The sequence below is a fragment of the Actinacidiphila oryziradicis genome (assembly GCF_005047355.1).
In the GTDB taxonomy this organism is placed as follows: Bacteria; Actinomycetota; Actinomycetes; order Streptomycetales; family Streptomycetaceae; genus Actinacidiphila; species Actinacidiphila oryziradicis.
Window position 1 is genome coordinate 16,991 of record NZ_SUMC01000030.1, and the last position, 22,363, is coordinate 39,353.

26 protein-coding genes and 1 pseudogene are annotated in these 22,363 nt (G+C 66.6%); 8 read left to right on the plus strand and 19 right to left on the minus strand.

Annotation, left to right across the window (positions count from 1 at the left end):
• Positions 1-68 precede the first annotated feature (68 nt).
• The gene (locus tag FCI23_RS27540; RefSeq protein ID WP_136726644.1) at positions 69-803 is read left to right on the plus strand and encodes a polyamine aminopropyltransferase; all 735 of its coding nucleotides are present in this window, start codon (positions 69-71) and stop codon (positions 801-803) included.
• Between the two features lie 89 nt (positions 804-892).
• Here FCI23_RS27540 and FCI23_RS27545 read toward each other — a convergent pair whose 3' ends face one another.
• A complete protein-coding gene (locus FCI23_RS27545) occupies positions 893-1,798 on the minus strand; it encodes a hypothetical protein (protein WP_246144069.1) in 906 nt (301 codons plus the stop codon).
• A 139-nt stretch (positions 1,799-1,937) separates the two neighbouring features.
• A complete protein-coding gene (locus FCI23_RS56700) occupies positions 1,938-2,078 on the minus strand; it encodes a hypothetical protein (protein ID WP_169316958.1) in 141 nt (46 codons plus the stop codon).
• A gap of 66 nt (positions 2,079-2,144) precedes the next feature.
• Between FCI23_RS56700 and FCI23_RS62465 the strand changes: the two genes are divergently transcribed.
• Positions 2,145-2,315: a glycoside hydrolase family 92 protein gene (locus FCI23_RS62465; protein ID WP_136726645.1), complete on the plus strand. Its 171-nt coding sequence runs from the start codon at positions 2,145-2,147 to the stop codon at positions 2,313-2,315.
• 194 nt (positions 2,316-2,509) lie between these two features.
• Entirely contained in the window at positions 2,510-4,441 is a 1,932-nt protein-coding gene (gene htpG, locus FCI23_RS27555) for a molecular chaperone HtpG (protein ID WP_136726646.1), read from the plus strand.
• 345 nt (positions 4,442-4,786) lie between these two features.
• Here htpG and FCI23_RS27560 read toward each other — a convergent pair whose 3' ends face one another.
• A complete protein-coding gene (locus tag FCI23_RS27560) occupies positions 4,787-4,993 on the minus strand; it encodes a hypothetical protein (protein WP_136726647.1) in 207 nt (68 codons plus the stop codon).
• Between the two features lie 108 nt (positions 4,994-5,101).
• Between FCI23_RS27560 and FCI23_RS27565 the strand changes: the two genes are divergently transcribed.
• Both FCI23_RS27565 and FCI23_RS27570 read left to right on the plus strand, forming a co-directional pair.
• A complete protein-coding gene (locus FCI23_RS27565; RefSeq protein ID WP_136726648.1) occupies positions 5,102-5,515 on the plus strand; it encodes a type II toxin-antitoxin system VapC family toxin in 414 nt (137 codons plus the stop codon).
• Between the two features lie 768 nt (positions 5,516-6,283).
• On the plus strand, positions 6,284-7,276 hold the full coding sequence (locus FCI23_RS27570; protein ID WP_136726649.1) for an LAETG motif-containing sortase-dependent surface protein: 993 nt from the start codon (positions 6,284-6,286) through the stop codon (positions 7,274-7,276).
• Between the two features lie 335 nt (positions 7,277-7,611).
• On the opposite strand, the gene FCI23_RS27575 is transcribed toward FCI23_RS27570, so the two are convergent.
• Positions 7,612-8,229, minus strand: coding sequence for a HEAT repeat domain-containing protein (locus FCI23_RS27575; protein ID WP_169316959.1), 618 nt, complete (start codon positions 8,227-8,229; stop codon positions 7,612-7,614).
• Positions 8,132-8,668, minus strand: coding sequence for an SAVED domain-containing protein (locus FCI23_RS63135; protein ID WP_322973904.1), 537 nt, complete (start codon positions 8,666-8,668; stop codon positions 8,132-8,134). The genes FCI23_RS27575 and FCI23_RS63135 overlap by 98 nt, the downstream gene beginning before the upstream one ends.
• Before the next feature lie 158 nt (positions 8,669-8,826).
• On the opposite strand from FCI23_RS63135, the gene FCI23_RS27585 reads away from it, so the two are divergent.
• Complete coding sequence (locus tag FCI23_RS27585; RefSeq protein ID WP_136726652.1) at positions 8,827-9,555, plus strand: restriction endonuclease; 729 nt, start codon at positions 8,827-8,829, stop codon at positions 9,553-9,555.
• A gap of 78 nt (positions 9,556-9,633) precedes the next feature.
• Here FCI23_RS27585 and FCI23_RS56705 read toward each other — a convergent pair whose 3' ends face one another.
• The 5 genes from FCI23_RS56705 to FCI23_RS27605 form a co-directional block, all read right to left on the minus strand.
• Positions 9,634-9,774, minus strand: a complete 141-nt coding sequence (locus FCI23_RS56705) for a hypothetical protein (RefSeq protein WP_169316960.1) — start codon at positions 9,772-9,774, stop codon at positions 9,634-9,636.
• 176 nt (positions 9,775-9,950) lie between these two features.
• A complete protein-coding gene (locus FCI23_RS27590) occupies positions 9,951-10,226 on the minus strand; it encodes a hypothetical protein (RefSeq protein ID WP_246144071.1) in 276 nt (91 codons plus the stop codon).
• Positions 10,227-10,375: 149 nt separating this feature from the next.
• Complete coding sequence (locus tag FCI23_RS27595) at positions 10,376-10,894, minus strand: hypothetical protein (protein ID WP_136726653.1); 519 nt, start codon at positions 10,892-10,894, stop codon at positions 10,376-10,378.
• Positions 10,895-11,125: 231 nt separating this feature from the next.
• Entirely contained in the window at positions 11,126-11,599 is a 474-nt protein-coding gene (locus FCI23_RS27600; RefSeq protein WP_322973899.1) for a DinB family protein, read from the minus strand.
• A gap of 331 nt (positions 11,600-11,930) precedes the next feature.
• Positions 11,931-12,302, minus strand: coding sequence for a cupin domain-containing protein (locus tag FCI23_RS27605; protein ID WP_136726655.1), 372 nt, complete (start codon positions 12,300-12,302; stop codon positions 11,931-11,933).
• A gap of 265 nt (positions 12,303-12,567) precedes the next feature.
• Between FCI23_RS27605 and FCI23_RS27610 the strand changes: the two genes are divergently transcribed.
• A complete protein-coding gene (locus FCI23_RS27610; protein WP_136726656.1) occupies positions 12,568-13,548 on the plus strand; it encodes a threonine ammonia-lyase in 981 nt (326 codons plus the stop codon).
• A 270-nt stretch (positions 13,549-13,818) separates the two neighbouring features.
• Here FCI23_RS27610 and FCI23_RS27615 read toward each other — a convergent pair whose 3' ends face one another.
• Together FCI23_RS27615 and FCI23_RS27620 are read right to left on the minus strand one after the other, a co-directional pair.
• Positions 13,819-14,502 (minus strand): haloacid dehalogenase type II, encoded by a 684-nt coding sequence (locus FCI23_RS27615; protein WP_136726657.1) that lies wholly within the window; start codon positions 14,500-14,502, stop codon positions 13,819-13,821.
• A 50-nt stretch (positions 14,503-14,552) separates the two neighbouring features.
• Positions 14,553-14,981: a hypothetical protein gene (locus FCI23_RS27620; protein ID WP_246144076.1), complete on the minus strand. Its 429-nt coding sequence runs from the start codon at positions 14,979-14,981 to the stop codon at positions 14,553-14,555.
• A gap of 83 nt (positions 14,982-15,064) precedes the next feature.
• Between FCI23_RS27620 and FCI23_RS27625 the strand changes: the two are divergent.
• Positions 15,065-15,896 (plus strand): annotated as a pseudogene (locus tag FCI23_RS27625) (LacI family DNA-binding transcriptional regulator); the annotation flags it as partial.
• Positions 15,897-15,947: 51 nt separating this feature from the next.
• Here the strand turns inward: FCI23_RS27625 and FCI23_RS63140 are convergent.
• The 7 genes from FCI23_RS63140 to FCI23_RS27655 all read right to left on the minus strand — a co-directional run bounded on the left by FCI23_RS63140 (position 15,948) and on the right by FCI23_RS27655 (position 22,355).
• A complete protein-coding gene (locus FCI23_RS63140) occupies positions 15,948-16,379 on the minus strand; it encodes a hypothetical protein (protein ID WP_322973900.1) in 432 nt (143 codons plus the stop codon).
• Between the two features lie 36 nt (positions 16,380-16,415).
• Positions 16,416-16,763: a hypothetical protein gene (locus FCI23_RS63145; RefSeq protein WP_322973901.1), complete on the minus strand. Its 348-nt coding sequence runs from the start codon at positions 16,761-16,763 to the stop codon at positions 16,416-16,418.
• A gap of 86 nt (positions 16,764-16,849) precedes the next feature.
• Positions 16,850-17,539 (minus strand): DUF488 family protein, N3 subclade, encoded by a 690-nt coding sequence (locus tag FCI23_RS27635; protein WP_136726658.1) that lies wholly within the window; start codon positions 17,537-17,539, stop codon positions 16,850-16,852.
• Between the two features lie 748 nt (positions 17,540-18,287).
• Positions 18,288-19,688 carry a dihydropyrimidinase gene (gene hydA, locus FCI23_RS27640; protein WP_136726659.1) on the minus strand — a complete coding sequence of 467 codons (1,401 nt, stop codon included), beginning with the start codon at positions 19,686-19,688 and terminating at the stop codon, positions 18,288-18,290.
• A 15-nt stretch (positions 19,689-19,703) separates the two neighbouring features.
• Positions 19,704-20,552, minus strand: coding sequence for an alpha/beta hydrolase (locus FCI23_RS27645; protein WP_136726660.1), 849 nt, complete (start codon positions 20,550-20,552; stop codon positions 19,704-19,706).
• Between the two features lie 16 nt (positions 20,553-20,568).
• Entirely contained in the window at positions 20,569-21,471 is a 903-nt protein-coding gene (locus FCI23_RS27650) for a polysaccharide deacetylase family protein (protein ID WP_136726661.1), read from the minus strand.
• The gene (locus tag FCI23_RS27655) at positions 21,468-22,355 is read right to left on the minus strand and encodes a polysaccharide deacetylase family protein (protein ID WP_136726662.1); all 888 of its coding nucleotides are present in this window, start codon (positions 22,353-22,355) and stop codon (positions 21,468-21,470) included. Before FCI23_RS27655 ends, FCI23_RS27650 begins: the two co-directional genes overlap by 4 nt.
• Positions 22,356-22,363 lie beyond the last annotated feature (8 nt).

A 22,363-nucleotide genomic window follows, 5' to 3' on the forward strand; every position in this document is an offset into this window, starting at 1 on the left:
GAGCTTGCGGAGAGCGGTGGTCCAGGCGCGCGACTCGCCGGTGCAGGTGGCGTCAGAAGGGTGAACGGATGAGCGCGCGTTTCGAGGAGATCGATTGGCGCCCGACGTCGATGGGCGACATCAGCCTGCGGCGTCGACGGGACCCGGCGTCGGGCGATGACGTGTACGAGGTGAAGCTCGGCGACGAGTTCTTGATGTCCAGCCTCTTCACAGCGGGCGAGATCGCGCTCACCCGGCTGGGCCTGGCGAAGCTGCCGAGCGCCGAACTGGATGTGGCCGTGGGCGGCCTCGGTCTCGGTTACACCGCTCAGGCGGCGTTGGACGACCCACGTGTGCGCTCGCTGATCGTGGTCGAGGCGCTCGGCGAAGTGATCGAGTGGCACAAGCGCGGGCTGGTACCGCTGGGCGCTCGGTTGGCGTCGGATTCCCGCTGCCGACTGGTCCAAGGCGATTTCTTCGCGATGGTCGGCGATCGCTGTGGTCTGGATCCCCGGACACCGGACCGTCGTTTCCACGCCATCCTGCTGGACGTCGACCATTCGCCGCGCCATGTGCTGCACCCACGTCACGCGGCGCTCTACCAGCCTGCGGGCCTGCGTGCTCTCGCCGATCGTCTCCACCCTGACGGTGTCTTCGCTCTGTGGTCGAACGACCCGCCGGACGAGCAGTTCAACTCCGCACTCGCGGAGGTCTTCGCGGAATCAGAAGCCCACGTCGTCGACTTCGACAACCCGCTGCAGGGGGGAACCGCGACCAACACCGTCTATGTGGGGAGGAAGCGAGCGGGCACGGACCCGAGGTAGAGGTGGAAGGGACCAGCGCGCTCCCCCGGTCGCCACGAGGGCGGCCGGTGTGACGCCGGGGCTCACCGCCGGCGTCACACCGGCATTGGTCACTTCACGTCGACGTAGTCACCGGCGGCGGACACGGCCGGGGTGGTGGAGGTGCCGGCGAAGGAGTAGCGCCAGTAGCCGTCGACCGAGGCCTTGTAGGTGGTCTTCAGGCTGCCGGAGCTGCTGGTGGTGACCGTCTTGAGGGTGGTGTAGGTGCTGCTGCCCTTCTTACGGAACTGCAGCTTGACCGGCTGGGTGCTGTAGCCGGCGTACTTCGAGGTGTCCCAGTTCGCACGGGTGAGGGACCCGACGATGGTGACGGTCTTGCCCTTGACGACCGGCTCGGGTGATGCGTTCACCGTGAGCCTGGATGCGCGCTGCAGGGCGGGAGCGGCGAGGCCGGTCTGCTGCGCCACGCCGACCTTGCTCATGTCCGGGTTGCTCACGCTCCCCTGCCCGTTGAGGGCCACTGCCCAGGCCACTGTGTGCCACTTCGCGCCGGCGTCGACGGTGGCCAACTCATCCTGCGGATAGATGTCCACCGTGCCCTTGCAGGTCTCGGTGGTGATAACGCTGGTGGAGGAGGAGGTGGAGGAAGTGATGGAGCAAGTGGCCGGGTTGTCGCCGTACAGGTCGTTGGCCGGGGTGGTGGCGGAACCGCGGTAGAGGTCGACGCCGGTGAGGAAGTCGGCGGCGGTGACGTCGGTGTCCGTAGCGGTGAGGGTGAAGCTGTAGGGCACGTGGACCGTGGCGGTGGTGCCCACGGGCACGGCGGCCTTGCCACTGTTGACCTTCACAGCCGAGAAGGTCACGGCGAGCGGGTACGGCGTGGCTGTCACGGAAGGGGCGGCGAAGGCCTTGGCGGCCGCCGGGTGCGCGGCCTTGACCTGCTGGGCCAGCAGCCAATCCTGGTGGGCCGGGTCCCTCGGCGAACGCGAAGGAGCACCTCGGGGACGGGCCGCCAAGCGGGAAACCGCCGGTCCGGACCTCCCGGGCTGCCGAGCCGGACGGTCCGGCCGTGGCTGGTGGGTTCGGTCCGGCCCGAGGCCCGGTGGCGACGTCCACGAGAGGGAACCCGCGAGGTCGCCAGTCAACAGCCCCCTTTCATGGCCCGGTGTGGACATAGGCGGCCCACCACAGTGGGTCGCCGTCCCGCTCCCGCAACCGCTGCACGGCGCTGTGCAGGGCGGCCGCGGCGCGGCTCGGATCGAGGCCGTCGAGGTGGCCGGGAGACCGCGGCGACATCAGGCCGGTATGGAAAGAAGTCCATTCCCGAGCAGCGCGGCTGAGCGGCGGAGGTCGCCGCCGGCCGTGACGCGGGCTCTGGAGGTGTCGCTGCGGTTGGAGTTGGTCTACTCGGACACCTTCCGGGCCGTGGTCCCACTGCGCAGCCTGGCCGACCCGACGGTGCTGGCCGACGCGCCGGACCTGTGGTCGGGGAGGTCCACCGCCCCCGAACTGTTCGGCCCGCGCGGGCAGTGATGACGTACGCGGGCACGACGCCGGAGCCCGGTTTCCCGGAGGCCCGGTGGGCCCTACCCCGTATCGCGCAATCCGCGGGACATCTCGGCCGTGGCCGAAGGCGTTTGGGCGGCGGTCATACCTGAGGACCGGCTGATCTAAAGTGCTGGTGTCAGTACCCCGTCATCTGGTGACCTGAGAAGGACCAACGGATTATGCCGACCGAGACGTTCGAGTTCCAGGTGGAAGCGCGCCAGCTTCTGCAGATGGTGATTCACTCGATCTACTCCAACAAGGACGTGTTTCTGCGCGAGCTCGTCTCCAATGCCTCCGACGCCCTCGACAAGCTGCGGCTCGAAGCGCTCCGCGACGACTCACTCGGCGCGGACGTGTCCGACCTCCACGTCGCCCTTGAGGCCGACCCGCAGGCCCGTACGCTGACCGTGCGGGACAACGGGATCGGCATGTCCCGCGACGAGGTGGTCCGGCTCATCGGGACGATCGCCAACTCGGGTACGGCGACGTACCTGCGGGAACTCAAGGAGGCCGGGGACACCGCGGCGACCGAGGGGCTGATCGGCCAGTTCGGCGTCGGGTTCTACTCCAGCTTCATGGTGGCCGACGAGGTGACGCTGCTGACCCGGCGTGCGGGCGAGAGCCAGGGCACCCGCTGGATGTCGAGCGGCGAGGGGACGTACACCGTGGAGACCGTCGACGACGCGCCGCAGGGCACCGCGATCACCCTTGGGCTCAAGCCGGAGGACACCGAGGACCGGCTCCACGACTACACGTCGCCGTGGAAGCTCCGGGAGATCGTCAAGCGATATTCGGACTTCATAACCTGGCCCATCCGGATGGCCACGCAGCCCGCGCCCCAAGCCGACGCCGACGCGGGGGAGGGGGCCGACACCGCGCCCGGCGAGCCCGAGACGCTCAACTCCATGAAGGCCCTGTGGGCCCGCTCGCGCGAGGAGGTCACCGACGACGAGTACCACGAGCTGTACAAGCACATCAGCCACGACTGGACCGACCCCCTGGAGACCATCCGCCTGCAGGCGGAAGGCACCTTCGAGTACCAGGCGCTGCTGTTCATCCCGGCCCACGCTCCCCAGGACCTCTTCCTTCAGGGCTACAAGCGCGGTGTCCAGCTCTATGTGAAACGCGTGTTCATCATGGACGACTGCGAAGCGCTGATGCCGTCGTACCTGCGCTTCGTCAAGGGTGTCGTGGACGCGCAGGACCTGTCGCTCAACGTGTCCCGCGAGATCCTCCAGCAGGACCGTCAGATCCAGTTGATGCACCGCCGGCTGGCCAAGAAGGTGCTGTCGACCATTAAGGACATGATGTCCGCGGCCCCGGATCGGTATGCCACGTTCTGGAGGGAGTTCGGCCGCGTCCTGAAGGAGGGACTGCTGGGCGACGTCGAGAACGGTGACGCCATCCTCGGCGTGTCCTCCTTCGCTACGACCCACGACAAGGACGAGCCGACCACTTTGGCGCAGTACGTGGAGCGGATGAAGGACGGCCAAGACCACATTTTCTACCTCACCGGTGAGTCCCGGCAGGCCATGGAGAGCTCGCCGCACATGGAGGCGTTCCAGGCCCGAGGAATCGAGGTGCTGCTGCTGACCGACCCAGTCGACGAGGTGTGGGTCGACACGGCCCCCGAATTCGACGGCAAGAAGTTCCGCTCCGTCGCCAAGGGAGAGGTCGACCTCGGCACTGAGGAGGAGAAGCAGGAGGCCGGCACCGAGCGCGAGAAGCAGCAGGAGGAGTACGCGGGCCTGCTGACCTGGATGACGGACCGGCTGAGCGACGACGTCAAGGAGGTACGGCTCTCCTCCCGTCTTACCGTCTCGCCCGCCTGCGTCGTCTCGGACACGCACGACGTGACCCCGGCGCTGGAGAACATCTACCGGGCCATGGGCCAGGAGATCCCCCACTCCAAGCGCATCCTCGAACTCAACCCCAAGCACCCCCTGGTCATCGGCCTCAACCGGACCCACACCGAACGCCCGGGCGACACCGGCCTCAATGAGACGGCCGAACTCGTCCACGCCTTGGCTCTGCTGGCTGAAGGCGGCGAACCGCCCCACCCCGCCCGCTTCGTCAAACTGATGGCCGACCGCCTCGAACGCACCTTGTGAGCCCGCACGCCCCTCCACGTCAACGGGGTGGGGGCTGTGCCCTGGCCCGCGGGTTGTGACACCGCGGGCAGGACTTGACTCGTGAGCGTCCTCAGTCGAAACCGTCGACGCCTTGCCTCGGAGCCCTCGGTCTCTACGACCCGCCATGCGACCTGTCGGAGCCGGGCGGCAAGTCGCCACCGCGGGTCGGCGACACCGTCTTTCCTTAGGAGCGGCGGGCCGCCTCCGTCGCCTCGCAATGCGGGCGAAGCGATTTACCGCTTGGCCTCTTCGTCCCGAATCACGGGCACAGCGGTCGCTGAGGTCATCTACGCACGTCAGAGGCAGTGCAGGGGTTGTTGACGGTCACTGCGGGCTGGGGCGGTTGCTGTACTTCGCTGCTGTACATCCCGCTTGCGGATCATGGGGGACTGCGTCATGCAGGAGACAAGCCGCCTGTTGCGCGTCGAGGGTTATCCTGTCGTTATGAGCGTCGGTTACAACCACTACCCCGAGCTCCACGCCCTGATCGAGCGGCTTCAGCCGGAGCAGGCCGACGAGCTTCGCCGCCATCCCGCCTGCTCACCGGCTGAGCTTCACCGGCATAGGGGTCAGCGCCAACCAGCACCTGGGCGCTGAGGCCAAACAGATCATCCGGCGAGACCTGCGCGGAGTCGACGAGTGATCCTGGTTGACACAGGTCCACTGGTCGCCGCGCTCGCTGCCACAGACGCTGATCACGCGCGCTGCGCATCGTTCTTCAACAGCTTTGTCGGGGAACTGCTCGTCACCCCGTATGTGGTGAATGAGGTCTGCTACCTCACCGAGCGTGACATGGGCAGCAAGGCAGAGGCCGCGTTCCTCCGGTCCCTCGCGCGCGGCGAGCTGCGGCAGATCGAGATTGAGTCAGGCGATTTGTTCCGTATGGCCGAGCTGGTCGAGACCTACGCCGACTTCCCACTCGGCATGGCCGACGCCGCGGTTATCGCGGTTGCCGAGCGCTTGGCCGCTCGCGATATCGCGACCCTGGACCAACGGCACTTCCGTGTCGTGCGCCCTCGGCACACGACGACCTTCAGGCTCCTGCCCGACTGACACCACAGGAGGCCGACCGGAACCGATGTTGATCAAGGTTCCGGAAAGTCGACCCGGTCAAGGACGTGCCCGATCCGGCTCCGGGCTCCAGGCAACCTACGGGCCAGAGGCAGAGTTCAGTGCTTGGCATGCCGGCTCAACCACTCGAAGGCGGTGGCGCTGGAGGCCCATGAGGGGTGTCACGGCCGTCATCTGATCCGTAGCTCTATGTGGATCGGTCATCGGATTGTCGCACAGGTTGCCGTTGGAGCGCTGACGGGTGATTCGGGTCGGCTGCGGTCGGGGAGGTTGCTGTACTTCGCTGCTGTACAACCACAACTGACCGACCCGGTCGGACCCGGCACCGCCCCGTAGTCGCAGGGGGTGCGGCGCCGGACGCGTCAGGCCTACGCCTCGGCCACCAGCTGGAAGGCCCCCATGCCGTCGATCGTCTCGGAGATGAAGTCCGCGTAGCCCGCGTGCCGACGCAGTGCTGTCTCAAGGGTAGAGCTTCCTCTCCTCGGCCAGCATCGCCACGTACGCCGGGCGCCCCCTGCTCCACTCCCAACCCGAGTAGTTATTTATCGGCAGCCCCCTGGGGTAACCACCGTGACGGGTGGCGAGATGTCGTCACCGACCCGCTCGCCGAATTCCGAACTTCACAGCCTTGTGGCAAAGTCACCCCCAGGCCCTTTACGAAGTCTTGGCCTAGGGGCGCACAACTGTGCGTGCGGCACAGGAGTCACACAGGTGCGTCACCACTCCTCTGTCCTCCCAAGGAACTCCTTCATGAGACTTCGTCGCACATTCGCCGCAGCCGCCGCGACCGCTGCCCTGGTGCCGGCCGCGCTGCTCTCGGCGACGGCCGCGCACGCGGACCCGAACGCGACTGCCACCGCCACGGTTAGCGCCCCCCCGACGGACACGGCCGGCGACACGGCCACGGCGACGGACACCGCAACGGCGACCGACACCCCGACAGCGACCGACACGCCGACGGCGACCGACACGCCCACTGCCACGGACATCCCAACGGCGACCGACACGCCGACCACGACGGCCACCCCGACCACGACGGCCACGCCGACCACGCCGTGCCCGACGGACGACGGCAGCGATACCTCTTCCGCGCTGACCCTCAGCGTCACCGGCCTGCCCAGCAAGATCGCTGCGGGCAGTGGCTGGCACACCTTCCAGATGTCTGCGTCCAACACCTCGGACAAGTCGCTGGGCACCGTCAACTGGCTCAGCGCCGTGGACAACGACAGCAACAGCGACAATCCGAAGGACTGGCTGGGCACCTACGCCCACCTGCAGTTCTTCGACCCGGCTTCCAAGACCTGGCAGAGCATGGAGGACCTGGTCGGCACCGGCGTCTTCTTCGGCGCGACCGACCTCGGCCCGCACGCCACAGTCGACATCAAGATGCGGCTGAGCCTGGATGCCAAGGCTCCGGTCGGCGACGGCTTCGCCATCGGCCTCGGCGGCTACACCGACGACGCCAAGTGCGACCACACGGCTTACAGCGAGTACGACTTCAAGGTGCTCGCGCCCGGCAAGAGCGCCGGCAACCCGGGTGACGCCACCGGCACCAGCGCCCCCGCCCCCGTCGGCAAGAAGCCCCAGGGCGGCATCACCGACCTGCCGGCGACCGGCAGCCTCGCCGAGACCGGCGCCTCCTCGTCGCTCCCGACGATCGCCCTTTCCGGCGGCGCGGCCGTGGTGCTCGGCGCGGGTGCGATGTTCATCGTCCGGCGCCGCAAGTCGGGCAGCGCCGCCTGATCTGAACCCCGAGCGGTACCGGCGGCACCGGAAGGATCGGCAGGCGCAGCGCGCCGAAGGCCGCTCCCGGACCGCCGGGAGCCGGGGGCTCACCGGGGGAGGCGCGCGTAGGCCTCCCCCGGGTGGACGGAGTCTCTGCTCGCCCAGTTGGTGGCAGTCCGGGATCAGTGGTGACCTGGCAGCGTGCCCAACCGACGCCGCGTCCGCGTATATGAACGTGGCAAAGATCGCTGAACTCAGACGGCTCGCCCCAGAACCTTCCCCTGCCCGAGCGCCGGCAGATCAAGAAGATCGCGAAGTCCAAGCCCACCGAGCACGCATCGGTGGATCAAGGCTTAGGTACAGGAGTGAGCCGCTGCGCGGACACTGTGGCGACGGTCGTGGGCGAGAAGGTCGAGTACCGCTGCGGTTGGTTCGGAATCGTCCGCCTGGGCTGCTGCCTGTGCGAGTGTTCGCCGTACTCGAAAGTCCTTGTCCGTGGCCAGTTGCATGGTGGTGCTTCGATAGCGGGTCGGGTGCCGCAGGCATAGCACTGCGCTGGCCTGTCGGACGCTGTTGTGGGGGTGGGCTGCGAGGAGGTTGGCGTCGACCGCGTCAGTTGCTTCCTGCGGCAGGTAGCTCAGCACCTGCGCGGCAGCATGCACGTCGGCGGCGTCCTCGCTGCGTAGCAGGATGATTGCTTGGTCGCGCGCCCAGGCGTGCTCCTCGGGGGTGGTGGCTGACGCTGCGGCCAGGAGCAACGCGGGTCCACGAAGCGAGGTCGATCCCATGGAGATCTTGAATGAGCTGAGTCGGTGGGGAGTCCCGGTCAGCTCGTCGTCGAGATGACTGCCTTTCCGCTCTCCGAGCATGAAGCTACTGGCGGTGTGGAACGCTTCCTGTCGGATGTCGTCTGGCAGGTCGATGATCAGGTTGCGGGCACCGGTGAGTGCGTCCTGCCGATTGATTGCCACCTCCCTCTCTGTCAGCCTGTGGTGCCGCATGGTCGAGGTGGGTTGCGAAGTCAACGACTGAAGCCGCGTCCTGCCAGCACCAGGACTCGTCATGGCGCTGGCGCTGATGGATTTCGGTGGGCACGGTGTCATCGAGGCGCGAGCCGAGATAAACCAGCAACGGCAGCCGAGCGAAGCCGAAGACGCTGAGGTGTCTGACGTTGTCGCGGGCGATACCCCGTTTCAACTGGTGCTCGATCACATCGTCGATCACTGCCGTGGCGTGCCGGTTGTAGGAACGACTCCGCTCCCCCGCATCCCACGGTGAGTCCGCCAGCCTGGCGGACTCACCGGGCAGGTGCCGCAGGTCAATCTCGATGCCGTGCCGGGAGTACGACTCCAGGAACAGCGGGTACCGCTTCGCGGCGACTTTCGGGCTTCGGCAAGGAGTTCGACGCACATGTAGCGGTCGGCCTCGCGGTCTCCGCCGCTGAGACAAGACCCGCTCCGTTCACCCAGGTTATCGGCTGGATTCAGGCCATTGGCCAAGAGACGGTCTACCCGGCGGCCACGTTGCTGTCCACACTCCTCGGCAGGGAGTCCACGGAGGGGGAAGCCATGGTCAAGAAGCGAGGGCGCCGATCAGCTGCCCGCAAGCGCGGCAGCGTGATCCTTCTTGGTGGGGGCGCGCTGCTGTTGCTCGTGACGGTGGCATTCTGGTCGGCCATCTGGCCGTACCTGCTTGGGGCCGGCGTACTCGGCGGCCTCGGTACCGGAAGCTGGTGGCTGTGGCGTACCGATAGGCGGGTGCGCGGCCGGGACCGGCAGTGGCGACAGCAGGACGCGATACAGGCCGGCCACCGGACCCTTACCGAGGTGGACAAGATGTCCGGCACCGAATTCGAGGAGCTGGTCGCCGCCCTGTGCCGCCGGGACGGCTGCACCGACATCCGCAGGGTGGGCGGAGCCGGGGACAACGGGGCTGACGTCACCGGACGCCTTCCCGACGGCCGCACGATGATCATCCAATGCAAGCGCTACACACCACGCAGCACCATCGCTCCCCGCGAGGTCCGCGACCTCCTCGGCTCCAAAGCCCACTTCGGAGCAGACCTGGCCGTTTTCGTCACCACCACCCGCTTCAGCCGCCAGTCCGAGGATCTCTGCGTACACAACGACATCCTCGCCATCCACCGCGACCACCTCGGCCTATGGAACAACGGAGCCTCGCTGCAATCCCTGATCAACATCAACGGCTCCGGCCAGGGCGACCAACAGCACCGAGCCCGCTGGAAGAAGACATATGGAACATCGCCCCGACCCACAGCCCGTCGTCGAGGCGCATAGCTCCATGAGGAGGGGAAGGGCCTGAGAGTCGTCACCAGGCCCCGAACTCCTCGTCGGAGAACCGCCCACAGCTTGCGGCTAGCGCTTCTTGGTCTTCTTCTGTGGCGGGGTCCACTCGCCCCGGTGCAACTGACAGCGGGAGTAACCGATCATCGCCGGATTCTGGCACCGCTTCCCGGTCTTGGTGTTGGTCGACCCGCACTTGACCTGTTTGCCCATTCGTCCTCCTCTGTCCGGTCGGAGGCGTGCCATGCCAGGCCCATCGTCACCGGCCAGAGCTGCGAACCGCTCTACCTGCGCGCGTATTCGACTGATTCCAGCTCTTTAAGGCCCGGATCATGACATTCTCGCCCAGGCTGATCAACATCAAGGCAACAGCATGCTCAGCGCTGGCGTTACGCCTGGCCGTACAGGGCTGCCAGATCGATCAGCCGGATGCCAGGGGTGGTGTCGGCGGTGATGCGGGCCTTGTCGTTGAAGCCTGCCCCGCTGAAGCAGATGAGCTGAGTGTGGGTGGTGTCGTAGCGTCCGGCCTGGGTGATGAGGTCGCGGATGTGCTGGAGGCGTTCGATGTGGGCGATGCCCATGGTGTCGTTCCACTTGGCTTCTCCGATGGCCAGCAGCGGCGGCTTGCCGCCGTCCGTGATGCCGAGGAGTTCGCCTGCGCGCATGGCGTGTGGTCCCAAAGTGGTCCCAGGGCACACGGCTCCGAAGGCCGCTTGGCATCGTGCCAGGCCGCGGGCTTGTGTTCGGCGCGGGCGTGTTCGGCGGCCAGTTCGGCGATGTTAGGCAGGTCGCGGATGCCGCACGGTGGGGGCGTTCATCGCACGCTTCCCTCCAGAGCGTCTGCGCCCCATGCGGCCAGCCGATCCGGGACCGGCCCGGTGCCGTCCAAAACGTGCCGGGAGAACGCGTCGCGCTCGTGGGCCAAGAGGGCGGCCTCCCACACGCAGGGGGCCAGACCGGTGCGGCCCGGCCGGAGTTGGTCGGGCCGCCCGGCCGGGCTGGTGAAGATCGCCAGGTCGGACATGTGCCCCTCAATCCAGGTGTGGACCAGGAGGTAGTCGCCGTCGCCACCCGCGTGCAGGATCAGCACGGCGAGCCCGAGCGACCCGCGGACGCGTCCGAGCTCCAGATAGGCGGCAGCAATCTGCAGCGCCGTTTCTGTGTCCTGATCGGTCAGCGTGCGCCCCGGTGCCTGCAGGCCGTACACCTTCACCAGGTGGCCGCTGGCCTCGTGGATGCCCAATGCCCGTGCGTTCCGGTCGTGGTGACCCTCAGCCAAGGTGAGCAGTGCATGGGTGTCGACCGCCGCCGGCGGTTCCTCGCGGTCATTCATGCGGCCATCGTGCCGGGCGCAGGCCCGCCCGCCTTCGGCGGGGCGGCTCCCGTGCCGTCCTGCGGCCGCCCGACCTGCGACTGCGCCGACGGCGGTTGTCGTCGTTTGTTCATCGCTTAGCACCCACGCACGGCCCACAGACGGCCCGAGCGGGGGTGTTGCCAATCCTCACGCCTCACTTCGCTTCTCTGAAACACTCGCTTGAAGGCTGCGATTCGGGGCCTTGCCTGCCTACTCTCCGGTGACTCCGTCGATGCGCTCGCGGAGAAGGTCGGCATGGCCGTTATGCCGCGCGTACTCCTCGATCATGTGGGTGAGGACGTAGCGGAGTGAGAACTTCTCATCGCCGTAGTGCCCGACAACGTCGAGGGATTCGGCAGCATCCGCGATGTCGCGGGATCGGGCGCATGCCTCGTGCCAGACGTTGAACGCCTGACCCGGGTCGGCCTCATCGACGTCGAATTCGGCGAACGCCCCGTCGGACATCCGCCCCCAGTAGCTCCGGATGTGCTCACCGTTGATCACGTTCTGGAACCAAGACCGCTCGACATCCGCGAGGTGACGAACCAGCCCGAGCAGGGACATGGCGGAAGGCGGAACGGCCTTCTCCCTGAGCTGTTCGGCGGTCAGTCCCGAGCACTTCATGGCCAGCGTCTGGCGCTGGTAGTCCAGGAAGCGGGTCAGCGATATGCGCTCGTCAGCCACCCGTGGAGGTTCGGATCTGTTGTATTCACCCATCAGATGATCATCCCAAACGAGCTCGAGCAGGGGAACTGGATTCCGGAGACAGACGGGTCGGCCTGGCTGTAGCTCTCCCTTCCGGGGCGCTGTGCGCGCGGCCGGCGGAGTCTCAATGGGCGAGTCAAGGCCCGTCTTCTTGCCCTGGTTCTTCACGGTCGGGTTTCCCACCTGCGACCCCGCGGCACACCCGACTTCTGACCTGGGCCGATGTCTGCGGTATCTGTCATCGCTGGTCAGCCTCGGTTCGCCTCGGACGGCCCAGAGACGGCCCGGGACTTGACCGCCCGGATCGTTCTTAGTCGATCAAGGACTCAAACACAGCTGTGAGAGGACCCGCGGCGTCACCCGTGTTGACCACTCCACGAGGCTCGATGAGCAGGGCACTGACCTCTTCATCTGCCTTGGGACAGTGCTCGACTCCGCGCGGGACAGTGAACATCTCACGGGGTCCGAGCACGACGTCTCGGTCTCGAAGTTGAATGGTGAGCTTACCGCCCAAGACGATGAAGACCTCGTCGGTGTCCTCGTGGGTGTGCCAAACGAACTCACCGAGGATCTTGACGACCTTGATCTCGTAGTCGTTCAGCCTTCCGACAACCTTCGGCGACCAGTGCTCGGAGAAGGCGCTGAGCTTCTCATCGAAGTTGACCTTGTTGGCATAGCTCATGGGATCACCCTGTCGGACCCGGGGACCTACGCACAAGGCCGGTTTAGGGGCTTTGAGCGGTGTCCTCTCCGGTCTGGGCTCGAGCACGATCAGGGGGCTATACGCTTGTCCGCGAAATCGGGCAGCCACGGTCTGCCCGCTGATGCGCCCGATTGACCCGCGGGTCTGGGCCCCGACAGGAACCACAATTGTCCCACCTCAACAGACCAGCAGGAATTGACAATTACACGATGCAACAGCGCCGACGGCACTACGCTGCTGTGTCGTGCAGGAGACGCGCCTCGACACTGCTCGGATCCGGGCGGCCCGCCGGGTAATCGACCCGATTTTTCTCGACACTCCGCTGTACCGCTGCGAGGCGCTGGAGCGCGACCTCGGGTGCACGGTGAGCATCAAGCTCGAAACGGCGAACCCGGTCCGCAGCTTTAAGGCCCGCGGCACCGAGGTAGTCGCGAGCCTGCTCGCCGACAATGGCTCGCCAGCCGTGGTGTGCGCCAGCGCGGGCAACCTTGGCCAAGCCCTCGCTTGGTCCGGTCGCGGCCGGGGGCTCGACGTGACCGTCGTGGCATCCCGCTTTGCGACTGTGGCCAAGCTTGATCGCATCCGCGCGTTGGACGCCAGGTTGGAGCTGGTGGACGGCGACCACGAGATGGCTCGCGAGCGGGCGGCGGCCATCGCGCGGTACGACGGCATCCGGCTGGTCGAAGACAGCCTGGACATCGAGACCTGCGAGGGCGCGGCGACCATCGGCCTGGAACTGGTGGACACCGTGCCGTCGTTCGACGCCGTCCTGATTGCTCTCGGCGGCGGGGCGCTGGCCACCGGTGTGGGTCATGTGGTGAAGGCCTGGGCGCCCGAAGTCGAGGTGATCTGCGTCCAGCCGCTGGGCGCACCGGCGCTGACACACTCGTGGCGCCAACGGCGTGTCGTCACCACCGACTCGACCAACACCATCGCTGACGGCGTCGCCGGCCGGCGTCCCATCCAGGCCGTCCTGGACGACCTCCTCCTGGTCGCTGATGACGCCGTCCTGGTTCAGGAGGCGTCGATCACCGCCGGTATGAGGATGCTCCTCGACCGCGCTGGCCTCGTCGTCGAACCGTCGGCCGCGCTCGGCATCGCGGCGATCCTCGAAGACCGTGACCGCTTCGCCGGCCGACACGTAGTCATCATCGTGTGCGGCAGCAACGTCGACGTAGACGCTTATCACCGCTGGGTCGGTGCGGCTCCCATCCACAGGTCTTGACAATTGCCCGGAGCGCGGGCGTAGCGGGTGATCAAACTGATGAAGATGCACTCCGACCAACTGGGCTGGATCCGAGCTGCTTTGCCCCTTGCGGGGGGATCGGCATGCCGTATCAACCGGCATTCCGATCTGTGTGCGTCAGTTGTCCTTGCCCTCTTCCCCCGTTCCGCGCCCCACCTCGGCAGCGAGGGATGCAGCCGAGCCCGGCCGCGTCCCCGCAAGGATACAGAGACTGATCTGACACCCGCGGGCACCCGGCAGATGGTGAGTTCACCGTGACCGGGTGAGAACTTCGGCCAGCTCCCGCAGGTCGTGCGCAGTGTGAGTGGGTGCGGTCATCACCCGCGGGTAGGGGGGTGCGCCACGTTGCAGCCATGCTGCCTGCAGGCCTGCGCGGCGTGCTCCGTCGATGTCCCAGGGATGGACGGCAACCAGCAGGGTCTCGGCGGGGTCGGCGGTCAACTGGTCGGTGGCGTAGCGGTAGGCCGCTGCCGCCGGCTTCCACGCCCGTACGGTACTCACGTCCAGCAGAGCCTCGAAGTGTTCGAGGAGTCCGGCTCGGGCCAGCAGGCGCTCGGTGGTGGCGGTGGCGCCGTTGGTCAAGGTGGCCAGGCGCAGACCGGCGGCATGCAATTGCTCGACGCCGTGGGGGACGTCGGGGTGTACGTCCAGGTTGTTGAAGCCGTCCAGGATGCGGGTCACCGCGTGGTCGAGGTCGCCGTTCCAGCCGTCCAGGCCGGGCAGCAGGCCGCGCAGCCCGGCCTCGGCTACGTCCCGGAAGTCCGCGTAGGCGCCGGCTGCGGTCAGCGCCAGTCCGTCACGCAGCACACCGGCGAACCAGGTCGCCAGCAGGTGGCCGGGCGCGCCCACCGCCTCGAACCGGCCGCGCAACGGGGAGAGGTCGCTCAGGGTCTCGTTGACGTCGAAAACAATCAGGCGTACTGGCGCATGCATGGTCTCTAGCTCCTTGGTTGTTGCCGCTGGCAGAGTGGCTCGCGGCGGGATCAGGCTCTGCGTAGGTCGGTGAGAGCAGCTTTCACTGCCCGGTGGAAGGTCGGGTACGCGTAGATCATGTGCCGCTGCCGCTCGATGGGCACCTCGGCCTGGATCGCGACCGCGAGGCCGTAGAGGACCTCGCCGCCGACCGGCCCGATGGAGGTAGCGCCGACCAGCACGCCGCGGTCGGCTTCCTCGACCAGTTCGATCAGGCCCTCGTTGCCTGCCTTGTGGATCCAGCCGCAGGTGGAGGAGGGAAGCTGGGTAGTGCCGGTTTGTACGCGCAGACCCTGCTCCCGGGCGGCGTGCTCACTCAGGCCCACGGAACCGACTTCGGGGTCGGTGAAGGTCACCTGGGGCAGAGCGCGGTAGTGCGCGTCGGGTCCCGGCTCGCCGAGGATGGCGCGTACCGCAATCTCCGTCTGGTACAGGGCCACGTGGGTGAACAATCCCAGTCCGGGGCCACCGGAGATGTGCGCAAAGGTTGCGTTTACGGCTGCCCTCAGCGCTTGCGTCCGTCCGTCCTGACTCCGTCCGCGTCGAGTGGCAGCTGTACGAACTCGACTCCGGAGAGATGCTGCGCTGCCCTCCCAAGGACGACAGCTACCGCACGATCGACGCGCCGCCGTGGCTGTCGGACCTGGTCTCCGAGCACATCGCCCGCACCAAGACCAAACCCTGCCCATGCCACGGGAAGGCGTACGTCTTCCATGGCCAGGGCACGGTCCGAGGGGGAAACCCCGGTGCGAAGCTCGTGGACGTCGCACGGCGCGCGGGTGTCTCCGGGTACCGTGTCGAACGTCCTCAACCACCCGGAGCGGGTCACTGACGCCACGCGCGTCCGTGTCGAATCGGCTGTTGCGGAACTCGGGTTCGTACGCGGCCGGTTGACGCTGAAGCCGAACGCGCATTGGAGGCGCAACGGGTTCGCCACGTGGGTGTTCACGCCGGCCGCCTCCGGCTGGTACCCGAAGAAGGCCCCGCAAGAAGCTCGACCGGTGCCCCTGCTCGGGGAGCCGTGGCCCGGCGTTCCCGTCCGAGGCAGGAACTCGCAGGGGCGGGCGGATGCCTGTTGGCTCCCGATCGCGAAGGGCCTCACCCCACACGGACTGCGGCACTCCCACCGTACGCACACGGAGGAGCTGGGCACCGAGAAGGTCCTCATGGACGAGCGCATGGGCCACATCGACGGCTCGGTCTCAGCCCGCTACGCCCACGTCACCCCGGGCATGCGCAGGCGCCTCATGATCGGCCTGACCGAGCAGTGGGAAGCGGCGCTCGCGGCTCGCCACGCAATCCACCCGCGTTCCTCGGTCAGGGTCCTCGACGCCCTGCTCCGCGCCCGCCCGTAGAGACGAGAGGAATGCTCAACGGCGCCCGGTACACATTGCCGGGCGCCGACTTCATAGGGGGAACAGGTCCTCCTGGATGTACTCGACCACCTTGCGTTGCGGATAGAACAGCCCTAGCAGCATGAAGGTCTTGGGGTGTGCGGAGATGTTGCCGACGAAGCAGTGAACGGCCCGGTCGGGGGTGAACATCCGGTCGAACCAGCGTTCCCGCAGCTTGTCCTGGACGGCGCGCTCACCGTACTTGCGCAGGAACTTGCGGTACGACTCGCCCGCTTCCCAGTCCTTGAGCCCCATGGCGTGGCCAGGGCATTCCTTGTCCGCGCAGCGGAAGCTGTAGCGGAATTCGAGCGGTACCCACTCAAGACGGCTGAGATCCTGGTCGAACATATCCAGCTGGTCGGCCAGCGCGGCCTTGGATGTCGGCCAGGGCTCGGCCGACGCCAGCCGAAACCCGGTGACCTCGGCGGGGCGGAAGATGCCCAAGGAGGTCCCGTGCGCCTCCTGGTCCCTTTTGATGGGTCACAGTGATGGCGCGACGAGCGGCTCTATGTGCGCGTACCGCTGCTTCCACCCGTCGGAGGACGGTATCCGAGCGACGACGTGCAAGGTGTCGAGGTTCGGACGGACGCTTTCAGGCCGCCTGTCCCGGTTGTGCGGTTGGACGTCGACTTCGATGATCGAGTACTTCGCGAACTGGTTGGCCTCTTGCAGAAGCCGGAACGGAACCGGAAAGAGGCGTACGTGCCTTGGCGCCCCAAGGTCCAGGCGTATGCCGGCCACGCAGCTCGTCTCGTGGTACTTCGTCGACAGCTCTGGATACGTCTTGACGGTGATCATGATCCGTGCCCGTTGCCACGTTCCTGCCACATCGCCCCCTTTGCCGATCGCCCCTGATCAGATTGGAGGGGAGCATCGGGGTTCAGGCAAGAGGGCCTGCTGGTTCGGCGACGGAGTCAGGCCAGCGGCCTCACGGGCGCTGCGGTCCGCTTGTGGATCGTCTCCAGGACCACCTGCCGGTGGCAGCGCTCTTCGTCCTTTTCGAAGCACAGCACCGCGACCCGCGACTGCCTGGCGTGCTCGGCGAGACGGTCGAGGTCCGACTGGCCCTCATCGGAACGCAGCACGCTACGGAAGCGGGCTCGGCCTGCGACGAGGCGACCGTCCCAGAACGGAGCGCGATTATCTTTGGGATTCCCCAGCCCACGCAGGTGGGTGTACTCGATACCAACCTCGGCTAGGGCCAGCCCGAGCCGCGTCTTGCTGAAGCCTGGCTTCCGGCTGATCGGCGTGAGCCGTACATCGGCCACGACCTCGATCTGGCTATCCAGGAGCGAGGCGACGAACGAGTCGATGTCACGTCCCTCGTATCCGGCAGACCACAGGCCCGGGGTGGCCGGCTCGGACTGCCGGAACAGATCGTCGAGCGATACATCGAGAGCCTCGGCGAGCGCTCCAATGGTGAAGAAGCCTGGCTGGATAGCTCCCTCGCTCTCCACCCGCACGAGCGTTCTGGCATGAATGCCGGCTTCCTTCGCCAGCTGCGCACGCGTCCATCCCCGCGCCTCCCGCAGCGTGCGTACGCGCTGAGCCAGAACGCGCGCACGGGCGTGGTCACGAGAGCTCGTTGTGGGAAGACCAGCCATGTGCCGTGATCCTAACTTCCAGTCAGGTGGACATCCAGATGTTCGCCGCGGACGAGCACGGGAACCAGGGTCGTGTCCCACCGTATTCTTGCTGTCACGTGTCGCACGAGGATTCCGTTGCCGGGAACCGATCAGACATGACCGTCCTGGTACGCCCACCGTGTCGCTTTGGGGCACGCGCCCAGCGAGGGAGCTCGACCAAGATCTTCTCCCCGTTTTCTCCCAAGAGGCCTCGGGAAGCACTCAGGGCCCCGATCCAACAAGTGGATCAAGGCCCTGACCTGCACTTACGAAGTCGGGGTGGCGGGATTTGAACCCACGGCCTCTTCGTCCCGAATCACGGGCACGGCGGTTGCTGAGGTCATCTACGCGGGTGAGAGGCAGTGCGGGGGTTGTTGACGGTCGCTGCTGGCCGGGCTGGTTGCTGTACTTCGCTGCTGTACATCCAGCTTGCGGATCATGCGGAACTGCGTCATGCAGAAGACAAGCCGCCCGTTGCGCGTCGAGGGTTATCCTGTCGTTATGAGCGTCGGTTACGACCACTACCCCGAGCTGACGCCCTGATCGAGCGGCTTCAGCCGGAGCATGCCGATGAGCTTCGTCGGCATGCTCTGCGTTTGGTGGGAGCCGACGAGGTTCCGCCTGCTCACAGGCTGAGCTTCACCGGCATAGGGGTCAGCGCCAACCAGCACCTGGGCGCTGAGGCCAAACAGAGCCACTTGCATGGGGTGGTTGCAGCGCGGTCTGGTCACATCGCCACCGGGTCGGACCGGGGGACGAATCGGCCGGCCGCGACGCCGGGAACGAGCATGCCGTCGCGGACGATCAACTCGCCGCGCCGTAGGACGTGGACGACCCGGCCGGTCACCTTGTACCCTTCGTATGCACTGTAATCGACGTCCATATGGTGTCCGGCCTGCGTGATGGTCCACTGCGTCGCGGGGTCGAACACCACGAGGTCGGCGTCGGCGCCGACGTTGATCCGGCCCTTCTCGGCGAGGCCCATGAGGCGTGCGGGTCCAGTGGAGACGAGTGACACCCACTGGTTCAGCCCGAGTCGATGGCGCGCCACCCCCTCGCTGTAGAGCAACTCGATCCGGTGGCGGATACCGGGCACGCCGTTCGGGATCAGGGAGAAGTTGTCGATGCCGACGTCCTTTTGCCCGTGGAAGTCGAACGGGCAGTGATCGGTCGAGACCACCTGTAGCTGTCCGAGCCGGAGGGCGTGCCACAGTGCCGACACGTCGCTCGACTGGCGCAACGGCGGATTCATCACGTACTTGGCCGGCTCGAATCCGGGGAGTTCGTACCTCGTCCGATCGATCATGAGGTAATGGATGCAGGTCTCCCCGACTGCGACTTGTCCGCGCTCGCGCGCGCGCAGGATCTCGGTGAGCGAGTCTGCGGACGAAACGTGCACGAAGTAGACCGGCGCACCGGCTAGCCGGGCGAGGGCCAGGGAGCGGTACGTACCTTCGGTCTCGCTGATCGCGGGCCGGGTCAGTTCATGCTGGTTGGGGCCGGTTCGGCCGGCCGCGATCGCCCGATCGACCAGGACGTCGTTGACGACGCCGTTCTCGGCGTGAACGAGGCACAGGGCACCGAGGCGTCGGGAGAAGTCCAGAGCGCGGAACAGGGTCGCGTCGTCGGCCATCAGCCCGCGGCGAGGATAGGCCAAATAGATCTTGAACGTGCAGATGCCGTCGGCGACGACGTCCCGGAGTTCCTCGAGGTGGCTCTCGCTGATGTCGTTCAGGACGAGATGGAAGCCGAAATCGGTGAGGGCAGCACCCTCGGCGAGTGCTCGACGCGTCTGTACCGACTCGGCTAGGGACAGCTGCGGCTGCTGGTAGGCGAAGTCGATGACGGTGGTCGTGCCGCCCAGAGCCGCGGCCTCCGTGCCGGACCTGAAGTCATCGGCCGTCCGCTGGCCCTGGCTGCTCGCCTCGAGATGCACGTGCGGGTCGACACCGCCGGGGATTACGAGATGCCCGGCGGCGTCGATGCGGTGTCCTGCCGAGATGTTGGTGGCGTTGCCACCGTCGCCGATCCAGCAGATCCGGCCGTCGCGGACGCCGATGTCGGCGCAGTAGGTCGCGTCGGCGGTCACAATCGTCCCGCCTGCGACGAGCGTGTCGACGTTCATCATGTGTCCCTCTCCTGGCTACCGCGCAGCCTGCGGTCGACCGATGACGGTTTCGAAGAAGCGACGTGCGGCGGGGAAGATCTTTGTGACCTCGTGGGCTGCTCCCGGGACCAGGTCAACGCGGGCGTTGATGCCGTGGGCGGTGAAGTTCGCGGCGAGCGTGTTGGCTCGTTCGATCCGTGTCTTGCCTGCCGCGCCGGCGCCGTCGAGCCAGTTGGTGTCGTCGGGGTTGTTGATCTCCCAGGTTTCGGTGTCGTTTTCTCCGACGACGATCTGGACGGCGACGGAGCGGAGCTGGTCCAGGTTGAGTTGGATGCCGAACTTGTCCTGGATGTCGCTGGTGCCCAGCCACCAGGGTCGCGTGTCGTCGATCTGGGTGATGCGTCCGGGTGCCCCGACGGAGACGGCGGTGAGTCGGTCGGGGTGGAGGAGGAAGAAGCGATGCGCGAATTGGCCGCCTCCGGAGAACCCGAAGAGGAGGAAGCGGTCGGTGGTCACGTCGTAGGACTCGGCGACCTCGTCAATGATGGCCAGGAGGATCTCGTCGTAGCGGATGCCGTGGTATTCGATGAACTTGTAGTTGTGCAGGTCTCCGGGTTCGATGATGCCGCCAGGGAACAGCGGGGCCAGGATCAGGGAGTTGTTCTCCTCGGCGAACTCCGCGAACGCGTTGCAGTAGTCGGAGTTCGTGCGATCGGTCCCGTGGATGACGACGGTGAGGGACAGAGGCACATCGGGACGCCGGTTTTTGGGTGAGTACAGGGTGTAGGAGAACCGCTGGTCGACGCGGCTGGCGTAGACGGGGGTGGCTCCGAGCTTGTAGAACTCGGCGGTGTTGCGGGGGCGGTCGTTGAGGGTAACGGTCATGGTGTGTGGTTGTTTCCTAGCTGTGGTGTGTGGTTGATGCGGCCCACCGATGGCGGGACTGGTCCAGCCATCGGTCTGCTTGGTTGGTGTCGGTGGCCCACGCGGCGATCTCGGGGAGGGTGGCCAGCCAGGTCAGCTCCTCGGACCGGGCTAGCTCCAGGAGCTCTTCGAGCATGCTGATGCGGCCCGGTTTGCCGATGACGGAGGCTTCGAAGCGGGGCACGACGAGATTCCCCAGTCCGCGGTTGGCGACGAGCACGTCTTCCCAGTTGCGCAGCACGGTCTCGTACGGGGCGATGCGCGATCGGCCCGGCGGGTAGGTGGCCGGGGGCATGTTGAAGGCCAGGTAGGTGTAGTCCGTCAGCTCCCAGTTGTACGGGATGTCAAGCATCGGTATGGAGCCGGACGCGTCGGTCCAGAGCGAGGGTGCATTGCCGGCAGGGATCGTGGACGTCCACGTCACTCCCGCGCCGACCAGCAAGGGAACCCACGCGTCGGTGATCCGTGACCCGGCAATTCGGGCACCGGACGGCCGGCTGCCAGCGGCTTCTGCGACGGTGTCGAGCGCCTTATTGATCTGATCGACTGTGTTGCGCGTGGCAGCGTCGATGTCGATTCCGGTCAGCAGGACCGCGACTTGGTGTCCCTCGGCGGTGATGTCTTCAACGACGCTGCGGTAGCGGGATGCGACAGTCGGCGGCACGAACCAGGTGGCTCGGGTGCTGGTCTGTGCGAGTACCTCCAGGAGTCGGGGCACGCCGCGTAGAACGCCGTAATGGCCGATGGACAGGGTCTTGGGCAGTCGTACCGCTTCGGGGTAGCGATCGATCCAGAACCATTCGGCGTGCACGTCGATGGTCAAGGCGAACCCGCTGGTGTGTCCGGCGGGCCAGGTGAGCGTGGGCTCTGCTTCGGTCATGCGGTCACCTCGATCATGTTCTCGGCGCTCTGGCCGGAGGTGCGCCACCAGTTGGCGATTTGCGAGCCGGTGGCGAACCAGACATCAGGTTTGCTGCGCATGTAGGCCAGCAGCTCGCGCAGCGCTCTCAGGTTGGCGGGCCGCCCAGAGATCTCCGGGTGCAACATGAGTGTGTAGGTGAGCCCGTATCGGTAGTAGCCGTCGAACTCGCGACGCCAGTTGTCATGGGTGCCCCTGATGCTGGAGATGCGGTCCAGGCTCGGTGGCAGCTGCGGAGAATCCGCGTAGATGAACTGGTGGTAGTCGTCGAGCTCCCAGTGGGCGCAGATCTCGACGAGGTCTGTGGTGGCGCCGTCGATCAACCAGGTGGCGGGTCGGTCGTCGCCGCGCATGATGCTGGTGTACTCGAAGCCGGCCTCGAGTAGCAGCTTCGGGGTTTCGGGTGTCGGGTCGCCGCCAGGGCTGCGGAATGCCTTGGTGCGCACGCCGAGGTAGTGGTCGAAGATCTCGAATGAGCGGGCGAGGATCTCTTGCTGCCGGTCGACGCTCTCGGAGGAGAACAGTTCGTGGAGGTATCCGTGCTGACCGAGCTCGTGGCCGGCGTCGCGGACGGCTTCGAAGGCTGTCGGCCACTGTTCGACGTTCTTGGACGGGATAAAGAACGTGCTGGGCACCTCGAAGTCGGTCAGTGCCTGCAGGATCGCCGGAAGACCACGGTAGATGCCGTTGGCGGCGTCGTTGAACAGTGAGATGTCGTCCAGGACGCCGTGTTGTTTGTCGTCGGTGACTGCGGTCGGTCCGTCGACGTCAAAGCTCACCCAGACCGCGCATCGGGCACCGTCCGGCCAGCGCGGACGGGTGTCGTGCGTGATGGTGTGGCTCACAGGGGTGT

Bases quoted from the DNA above. Each gene is read 5' to 3' on its own strand.
- FCI23_RS27570 (WP_136726649.1), top strand. From the start codon at position 6,284: ATGAGACTTCGTCGCACATTCGCCGCAGCCGCCGCGACCGCTGCCCTG.
- FCI23_RS27590 (WP_246144071.1), bottom strand. From the start codon at position 10,226: ATGCGCGCAGGCGAACTCCTCGGCATCACGGACGGCGGCAAGCCGCCG.
- FCI23_RS27540 (WP_136726644.1), top strand. From the start codon at position 69: ATGAGCGCGCGTTTCGAGGAGATCGATTGGCGCCCGACGTCGATGGGC.
- FCI23_RS27605 (WP_136726655.1), bottom strand. From the start codon at position 12,302: ATGAGCTATGCCAACAAGGTCAACTTCGATGAGAAGCTCAGCGCCTTC.
- FCI23_RS27645 (WP_136726660.1), bottom strand. From the start codon at position 20,552: ATGACCGTTACCCTCAACGACCGCCCCCGCAACACCGCCGAGTTCTAC.
- FCI23_RS27560 (WP_136726647.1), bottom strand. From the start codon at position 4,993: ATGGCGGCGAAGCTCGTCGGCCTGCTCCGGCTGAAGCCGCTCGATCAG.
- FCI23_RS27650 (WP_136726661.1), bottom strand. From the start codon at position 21,471: ATGACCGAAGCAGAGCCCACGCTCACCTGGCCCGCCGGACACACCAGC.
- FCI23_RS56700 (WP_169316958.1), bottom strand. From the start codon at position 2,078: ATGTCGCCGCGGTCTCCCGGCCACCTCGACGGCCTCGATCCGAGCCGC.
- FCI23_RS27585 (WP_136726652.1), top strand. From the start codon at position 8,827: ATGGTCAAGAAGCGAGGGCGCCGATCAGCTGCCCGCAAGCGCGGCAGC.
- htpG (WP_136726646.1), top strand. From the start codon at position 2,510: ATGCCGACCGAGACGTTCGAGTTCCAGGTGGAAGCGCGCCAGCTTCTG.
- FCI23_RS27635 (WP_136726658.1), bottom strand. From the start codon at position 17,539: ATGGCTGGTCTTCCCACAACGAGCTCTCGTGACCACGCCCGTGCGCGC.
- hydA (WP_136726659.1), bottom strand. From the start codon at position 19,688: ATGATGAACGTCGACACGCTCGTCGCAGGCGGGACGATTGTGACCGCC.
- FCI23_RS27595 (WP_136726653.1), bottom strand. From the start codon at position 10,894: ATGAATGACCGCGAGGAACCGCCGGCGGCGGTCGACACCCATGCACTG.
- FCI23_RS27615 (WP_136726657.1), bottom strand. From the start codon at position 14,502: ATGCATGCGCCAGTACGCCTGATTGTTTTCGACGTCAACGAGACCCTG.
- FCI23_RS56705 (WP_169316960.1), bottom strand. From the start codon at position 9,774: ATGGGCAAACAGGTCAAGTGCGGGTCGACCAACACCAAGACCGGGAAG.